Annotated in this window: 6 protein-coding genes; 4 read left to right on the forward strand and 2 right to left on the reverse strand. The window is 69.6% G+C overall.

Annotation, left to right across the window (positions count from 1 at the left end; translation table 11 throughout):
- A partial coding sequence (gene msrQ, locus AC6EI8_RS21865) for a protein-methionine-sulfoxide reductase heme-binding subunit MsrQ (RefSeq protein WP_498382866.1) occupies positions 1 to 617 on the forward strand: 617 nt, incomplete at its 5' end.
- 34 nt (positions 618 to 651) lie between these two features.
- On the opposite strand, the gene lysA is transcribed toward msrQ, so the two are convergent.
- Positions 652 to 1911, reverse strand: a complete 1260-nt coding sequence (gene lysA, locus AC6EI8_RS21870; RefSeq protein ID WP_498382867.1) for a diaminopimelate decarboxylase — start codon at positions 1909 to 1911, stop codon at positions 652 to 654.
- Positions 1912 to 2358: 447 nt separating this feature from the next.
- On the opposite strand from lysA, the gene cyaY reads away from it, so the two are divergent.
- The gene (gene cyaY, locus AC6EI8_RS21875) at positions 2359 to 2694 is read left to right on the forward strand and encodes an iron donor protein CyaY (protein ID WP_265632938.1); all 336 of its coding nucleotides are present in this window, start codon (positions 2359 to 2361) and stop codon (positions 2692 to 2694) included.
- A gap of 170 nt (positions 2695 to 2864) precedes the next feature.
- On the opposite strand, the gene AC6EI8_RS21880 is transcribed toward cyaY, so the two are convergent.
- Positions 2865 to 5243: a penicillin-binding protein 1A gene (locus tag AC6EI8_RS21880; protein ID WP_149319729.1), complete on the reverse strand. Its 2379-nt coding sequence runs from the start codon at positions 5241 to 5243 to the stop codon at positions 2865 to 2867.
- 492 nt (positions 5244 to 5735) lie between these two features.
- On the opposite strand from AC6EI8_RS21880, the gene AC6EI8_RS21885 reads away from it, so the two are divergent.
- A complete protein-coding gene (locus tag AC6EI8_RS21885; RefSeq protein ID WP_498382868.1) occupies positions 5736 to 6707 on the forward strand; it encodes a PilN domain-containing protein in 972 nt (323 codons plus the stop codon).
- Complete coding sequence (locus tag AC6EI8_RS21890) at positions 6694 to 7896, forward strand: pilus assembly protein PilP (protein WP_498382869.1); 1203 nt, start codon at positions 6694 to 6696, stop codon at positions 7894 to 7896. Before AC6EI8_RS21885 ends, AC6EI8_RS21890 begins: the two co-directional genes overlap by 14 nt.
- Positions 7897 to 7930: the final 34 nt, after the last annotated feature.

Consider the following 7930-nt stretch of genomic DNA (forward strand, 5'->3'; position numbering starts at 1 on the left):
TGCTGCCGTTCGCACGGCTCGTGTACCTGGGCGCGACCGGCCAGTACGGCGCCAATCCGCTGGAATTCGTCACGCGCTCCACCGGCACCTGGACGCTGGTGATGCTGTGCGCGACGCTGGCGGTGACGCCGCTGCGGCGCCTGAGCGGCTGGAACTGGCTGCTGCGGATACGGCGCTTGCTGGGCCTGTTCGCCTTCTTCTACGGCACGCTGCATTTCATGCTGTGGCTCGGCGTGGACCGCGGCTTCGATCTGGCCTATATGGCCAAGGACGTGTTCAAGCGTCCGTTCATCACGATGGGGTTTGCCGCGTTCGTGCTGATGGTGCCGCTGGCCGCGACCTCGACGCATGCGATGGTGCGGCGGCTGGGCGGCCGTCGCTGGCAGGCCCTGCACCGCAGCATCTATGCGATCGCGGTGCTGGCGATCCTGCATTACTGGTGGCACAAGGCCGGCAAGAACGATTTCGGCGAGGTGTCGATCTACGCCGCCGTGGTGGCGGCGCTGCTCGGCGCGCGGCTGTGGTGGTGGTGGCGCGGGACGGCGCGCGCCGCTACCGCTGCTGCCGCGCCGAGGGAATCCTCGCGGCAGTCGTCGCCGCAGCAGTCGCGGCAGTAGCCGCGGCAGTAGTCGCGCGGCAGTCGTCGGCGCCTTAGCGCGGCAGCAGCTTCTCGTCGCGGAACAGGTCCTCGACGCGCTCGCGGGCGCGCACGAGGTGCACCGCCTCGCCGTCGACCATCACCTCGGCCGCGCGCGCACGGGTGTTGTAGTTCGAGCTCATCACGAAGCCATAGGCGCCGGCCGACATCACGGCCAGCAGGTCGCCGGGTGCGACCGCCAGCGCGCGATCGCGGCCCAGCCAGTCGCCCGATTCGCACACCGGCCCAACGACGTCATAGGTCACGGCCTCGCCCGCATGCGGCACCACCGGCTCGATGCGGTGGAAGGCCTCGTACATTGCCGGGCGCGCCAGGTCGTTCATCGCCGCATCGACGATGCAGAAGTTCTTGGCCTCGCCGGGCTTGAGGAATTCGACGCGCGTCAGCAGCACGCCGGCATTGCCGACCAGCGAACGGCCCGGCTCGAACAGGACCTCCCGATGGCCGTGGCCGCGCTGCGCCACGCGCTCGAGCAGCGTGCGCGCGAAGCCGGTGATATCGGGCGGAGTCTCGTCGTCATAGGTGATGCCCAGCCCGCCGCCGACATCGATATGCGACAGCACGATGCCTTCGCGCTCGAGCGCCTCGACCACGTCGAGCACCTTGTCCAGCGCTTCGATGTAGGGCGAGACCTCGGTGATCTGCGAACCGATATGGCAGTCGATGCCGGTGATCTCCAGGTGCGGCAGCGCGGCGGCCGCGCGGTAGGTCGGCAGCACGTCGTCGAAGGCGATGCCGAACTTGTTGCCCTTGAGTCCGGTGGAGATATACGGATGGGTGCGCGCGTCGACGTCCGGATTGATCCGCAGCGACACGCGCGCGCGCTTGCCGACGCGGCCGGCGACCGCGTTCAGGCGGTCGAGCTCGGGAATCGATTCGACGTTGAAGCACAGCACGTCGTGCGCCAGCGCCAGTTCCATTTCGGCCTCGGACTTGCCCACGCCGGAGAACACGACCTTGCGCGGATCGGCGCCCACCGCCAGCACGCGCTGCAGCTCGCCGCCCGAGACGATGTCGAAGCCCGCGCCAAGCTGCGCGAACACCTGCAGCACGGCCAGATTCGAATTGGCCTTCATCGCGTATTGCACGCGGGCGCGATGGCCCGCGCAGGCGGCGGCGTAGGCTTGGTAGGCGGCGGTCAGCGCCGCGCGCGAATAGACGTAGGTCGGCGTGCCGAACTGCTCGGCGATACGCGCGAGCGGCACCTGTTCGACGGCGAGGGCGCCGTCGCGGCGATGGAAAAATGCGGTCATGTTATCGAGCGGCAGGGGCGGCAGGGGCGGCAGGGGCGGCAGGGGCCGCAGGAGCGGACGCAGGCGCGAAGGACGAAGGCGTGCGGGCCGCCGGCTTGCGCGCGGGCATCGGCGCCGCGTCCGGCTGCGACAGGCCGGGATCGGGGACGCTGGGCTGCACCGGCGCGGGCGGGCGCTGCGGCATCACCAGCGGGCCGCGAATGCCGCATCCGCCGAGCAGGGGCATCGCTAGGCCGGCGGCAAACGCCGCTACAATCGCAACACGACGCAACATCGGGTCGTCCTTGGAAACAGGGGTCGAACGGGAGGCGGACCGGAGCAGCCGGGGCCGGGCAACGGTGCCCGCGGGCACTCGGGTCGGCGCCCGGATCGGCCCGCAGAACAATGCATCAGCCCGGAACGGGTCCCGGCAGGGACCGGCCGCGGCTGGCGGTCTTGGAGTGTAGCATGTCCCTTTTGAGCGAAAGCGAGTTCCTGGCGCTGGCGACCGGCGAGCTGGACCGGCTGGAAAGCGCGATCGAGCAGGCCGCCGATGCGGCCGACGCCGATATCGAAATCAACCGCAGCGGCAATGTGATGGAGCTCGAGTTCGAGGACGGCTCGAAGATCATCATCAACAGCCAGGCGCCGATGCAGGAACTGTGGGTCGCGGCGCGCGCCGGCGGCTTCCATTTCCGCCGCGACGGCGAGCGCTGGGTCGACACGCGCGAGGGCACCGAGCTGTACCAGGCGCTGTCGCGCTACCTGAGCCAGCAGGCCGGGACCACGCTGACGCTGGGCTGATTTTCGGCATAGCGGCGCATCGGCACAACCGCATAACCGCATAACCGCATAACCGCATACCTGCCCCCGTGGCAAGCAAAAAGGCCAGCCCATCGGGCTGGCCTTTTCGTTGTGCGATCGCGCTTTTGCGAGGGCGTTGTGCGATCGCGTCTTGCCATCGGTCGGCCGCATCAGCCGCCGCCGAACATCTCCAGGATGCGGCGCTTTTCCTGCTCCAGATCCGCCGGCGATGGCGCGCCCGGATCGGGTGCCTTGCCGGGCCACGGATCGCCCAGGCCCACCGAGGCCACGCCGGCGCCGCCGGCATTCTCTTCCAGCGTCCAGTCGCCGGCCACCATGACCACGCCTTCCGGCGGCTGGCGGTCCGGGCTCTCGGGCACGCCCTTGAGCATCTTCGACATGTAGCTGATCCAGATCGGCAGCGACAGGCCGCCGCCGGTCTCGCGCACGCCCAGGCTCTTGGGCTGGTCGTAGCCCATCCAGGCCACCGCCACCAGCTTCGGCGTATAGCCGGCGAACCACGCGTCGACCGCGTCGTTGGTGGTACCGGTCTTGCCCGCCAGGTCGTTGCGGCCCAGGCGCTGCTTGGCACTGTAGGCGGTGCCGGTGCGCACCACGTCGCGCAGCATGCTGTCGGCGATGAAGGCCGTGCGCGCGTCGAGCACGCGTACCGCGTCCTCGCCGGCGCGCTGCGGCTTGGTCTCCGACAGTACGTTGCCGCGCGCGTCGACCACCCGCTGGATCAGGTACGGGTTGATGCGATAGCCGCCGTTGGCGAACACCGAATAGGCGCCCGCCATCTGCAGCGGCGTCACGCTGCCCGAGCCCAGCGCCATCGGCAGGTAGGCCGCATGCTTGTCGGCATCGAAGCCGAAGCGCGTGATGAACTCCTGCGCATACTGCGTGCCGATCGCGCGCAGGATCCGCACCGACACCAGGTTCTTCGACTTGGCCAGCGCGCGGCGCATCGTCATCGGGCCTTCGAAGCGGCCGTCGTAGTTCTTCGGCTCCCACACCTGGCCGCCGGTATCGGGGCCGATCGACAGCGGCGCGTCGTTGATCACGGTCGCCGGCGAGAAGCCCTTTTCCAGCGCGGCCGTATAGATGAAGGGCTTGAAGCTCGAACCCGGCTGGCGCCACGCCTGGGTGACGTGGTTGAACTTGTTGCGATTGAAATCGAAGCCGCCGACCATCGCGCGGATCTCGCCGTCCTCGGGGTTCAGCGAGATGAACGCCGCGGCCACCTCGGGCAGCTGCGCCACCGACCACGCGCCTTTCTCGTTCTGCACCACCCGGATGATCGCGCCGGGACGGATCTTGACCTTGGGCTGGGCGTTGGCCGCCAGCGACGGCGCGATATAGCGCAGCGCCTGGCCCTCGATCACCACTTCCTCGCCGGACAGCAGCACCGCGCGCACCTGCTTGCTCGATGCCGCGGTGACCACCGCCGAGCGCATGTCGTCGCTGGCCGGATGCTCGACCAGCGCGTCGTCGATGGCCTGCTCGCGCTCGGCCGGATCGGACGGCAGGTCGATGAAGGCCTCGGGGCCGCGATAGCCGTGCTTGCGCTCGTAGTTCATGATGCCGGTGCGCACCGCCTCGTAGGCCGCGTCCTGGTCGGCCTTGGTCAGCGTCGTGTACACCGTCAGGCCGCGCGTGTAGGTCTCCTCGCGGTATTGGGCGTACATCAGCTGGCGCACGATCTCGGCCACGTACTCGGCGTGGGTCGAGAACTCGTTGCCCTCGTTGCGGACCTTCAGCTCTTCGTGCACCGCCTCGTCGTACTGCTGCGGCGTGATATAGCCCAGGTCGCGCATGCGCTGCAGGATGTATTCCTGCCGTACCTTGGCGCGCTTGCGGTTGACCACCGGGTTGTAGGCCGACGGCGCCTTCGGCAGGCCGGCCAGCATCGCGGCCTCGGCCACGGTGACGTCCTTGATGGACTTGCCGAAGTAGACGCGCGCGGCGCTGGAGAAGCCGTAGGCGCGCTGGCCCAGATAGATCTGGTTCATGTACAGCTCGAGGATCTGATCCTTGCTCAGATTCGCCTCGATCTTGTACGCCAGCATCATCTCGTAAATCTTGCGGGTGTAGGTCTTCTCGCTGGACAGGAAGAAGTTGCGCGCGACCTGCATCGTGATGGTCGACGCGCCCTGCGACAGCCCGCCGCGCAGATTGGCCAGGCCCGCGCGCAGCACGCCGATGAAATCGACGCCGCCATGCTCGTAGAAGCGATCATCCTCGATCGCCAGCACGGCTTTCTTCATCACGTCGGGGATCTCGGCGATCGGCACGAAATTGCGCCGCTCCTCGCCGAATTCGCCGATCAGCACGTTGTCGGCGGTGTAGATGCGCAGCGGAATCTTGGGACGGTAGTCGGTCAGCGTGTCGAGCGACGGCAGATTCGGCGCCGCCACCAGAAGCGCGTAGCCGAGCAGCAGGGCCACCGTGACGACACCCGCGGCCATCAGGCCCAGCGCCCAGTAGCTGGCGCGTATCCACAGCGGGCGGCGAGCCGGTTTAGCCGGCTTCTGTTGTGCAGTAGCCATTGGGTAATACCTAGTTGGAGGTGCCCGGATTATATCGCTCGCCTTCGCGGCTCCCGGGCGGGTAGTGCCGTGGCGGGCGCATCCATGCTGTTACAAGATGTAAGGCCAAAAAACGTCGCCGCTCATCGTCGCCCCTCATATCAGTATGGGCGCCTGCGGCCCAAGCGCAATCGCGCCGTGACTTGCGAAAACCGGCTCGATGGGCATGGCCTCGCATTGCCGGTGCCATGTCCGCCTGCCGAGAATCGGTCCATCGTCGCGCCATCCCGGCGTGCGTGCGGCGTGCGGGCAGCATGCGGGCGGCATGTGAGCCGCATGTGAACCGCATGTGTGCCGCATGTGTGCGGGATGTGTGGGACGCGTGGGGCCATGCAGGCAGCACGCGTGCGGCAGGCGCGCGTCGTCGGTCGTGGCGCGGATCGGCGTGATGGGCGAGAACGGGGCAGGCAAACGGGCAGGGCAGGGCGGCGGATTTCGGACAGGCGGTCAGCAGTGGAAGCGCCGGTTAGAGCCGCGATCGCGCCGTCGAGTTCAACGCCGTGCCGGATCGACGAGGGGAGAGGCATCGTGCGGGGGCAGGGAATCTGGCGGAGGGGATGGCATCGCGCGGCGCGTCTGGCACGGCGTCTGGCGCCGCCATCGGTGCGCGATCTGGCGTCGCGATGGGTCCGGGATCGGGCGCCGGATTTGAAGGATCTGGCGCCGCGGCTTGCGCCCCTTTCTGCCCGGCTGGCCGGTTCGCTGCTGCCAGGCTGGCGCACCGCAGCCGGCGTGGCAGGGGCGGCCGTGCTGGTCGGTGGCTATGTACTCGATCGCCGCATCGCGGCCATCGAGGGAGGCAACCGCGCCCTGGCCGAGCGGGCGCGGCAATGGGAAGCGCCGGCGCACGAGGCTGCCCGGCTGCGGCAGGAAATCGCGGCGGTCAGCCGGCGCGGCGGCGCGCTCGATGCGCTGCTGCACCACCGTGGCCGGCCCGCACGACTGCTCGATGCGCTGGCCCGCCAGGTACCGCGCGGCGTCCATCTGCGCAGCGTCAGCCAGCAGGACGACACGGTGACGATCGAAGGGATGGCGCGCCATCACGAGCGGGTGGCGGCATTGGTGCGCCAGCTCGCGCCGTTGCCGTGGCTGGCGCGCGCCGAACTGATCGAGTCGCGCTCGGCATCCGTCGGGGCGGGCACGGGCGGCGATCCGACAGCGGCATTTGCGTTCTCGGTGCGGCTGGTCTATCGCCCTGTCGACACTGCGGGCGCGGCAAGCACGGCAAGCGCGGCAAGCGCGGCAAGTATGGCAAGTACGGCAAGCGCGGCAAGCGCGGCAAGCGCGGCAAGCGCGGCAAGCAGGGCAAGCAGGGCAAGCAGGGCAAGCAGGGCCGGCACGGCCGGCAGGGCGGGCGCGGTTGGAACGGGCGCCTCCACGGCAACATCGCCATCGACGGACAGGAGCCCACATGGCGCCGGATGACGAAGACGAGAGCCCGGCCGCCTCGGCATCCTGGCTTGGCCAGTGGGCCGAGCACGATGCGGGAGCGCTGCGCGGCTTTGCCGCAGGGTCCCCGCTATGGCCCGTCCTCGCCGCGTGCGCGGTGCTGGCGGCCGGCTGGCAATGGCATTGGCGCGACAAGCTGGACTTGCTCGACAGCCGGCAGGCCGAGCACGCGGCGTTGCGCGAGTCCGCCGCGCGACAGGCGGCCGAGGCGGCGAGGGCCGAGCCGTTGCGGCGGCGCCTGGCCGAAATGACGCAGGCGCTGACGATGCGGGAGCGCCATCTGCCCGACCATGGCGGCATCGACGACCTGCTGGTCACGTTGAGCGCGCTGGCCACCGCCCGCGGGCTGCGGATCGTGCTGTTCCAGCCGCAGGCCGCGGAGGCAGGCGAGGAGTTCGCCCGGATTCCGCTGAGGCTGCGCGTCGACGGCGGCTATCGCGAGATCGCGGCCTGGCTGGCCGATATCGCGGCCTTGCCTCGGCTGGTGACGCTGCAGTCGATGCAGTTGGCGGCCGGCAAGGAGGGCAGGGAAAGCAGGGAGCGCAAGGACGGCGGGGACGGCAGGGAGAGCAGGGAGCGCAAGGACGGCGGGGACGGCAGGGACGGGAGGGACCCCGGCGAGCTGACGATGGAGGCGGTCGCGCTGGCCTACCGGGCGCTCGACGTTGGAGAACGCGCCGCGCAGCAGCGGGCGGCGCGTACCTCGCGCGGGAAAGCCGGAAGCCAGCCCCCGCCTTCGATGTCGTGGACGCCCGCGCCGCTGGACGTCGCGCTGCGCCTGCCGTTGCTTGGCGCCCGCCATGCGGGCGACACCGATCCGGCGGCAATCGACCCCTTCGCTTACGCTCGGCTGGCCGCACCGTCATTCGCGCCGCCGGACGATGCGCTCGCGGCGCGTCCGCGCGAGCCGCTCGAGGCGTATGCCCTGGAGCAGATCCGCATGGTCGGCAGCCTGCATAGCGCGGGCCGCGCCTACGGCGTGATACGCGTGGATGGCGCCGATGGCATGGTGGCGGCCTTGCAGGTCGGCCAGCGTCTGGGCCGCCGCGATGGCGTCGTGGTGCGCATCGGCCGGGACGAGATCGTACTGCGCGAGCGCGTCTGGAACGGAGACGATCGATGGATCGAGACGACGGCTCGCCTTGCGCTGGATGCGCCGGCATGACGGGGCGCATGCCGCGGCGGCGCGCGTCGTGGAC

The sequence above is a fragment of the Cupriavidus sp. R6-3 genome, from assembly GCF_059772245.1.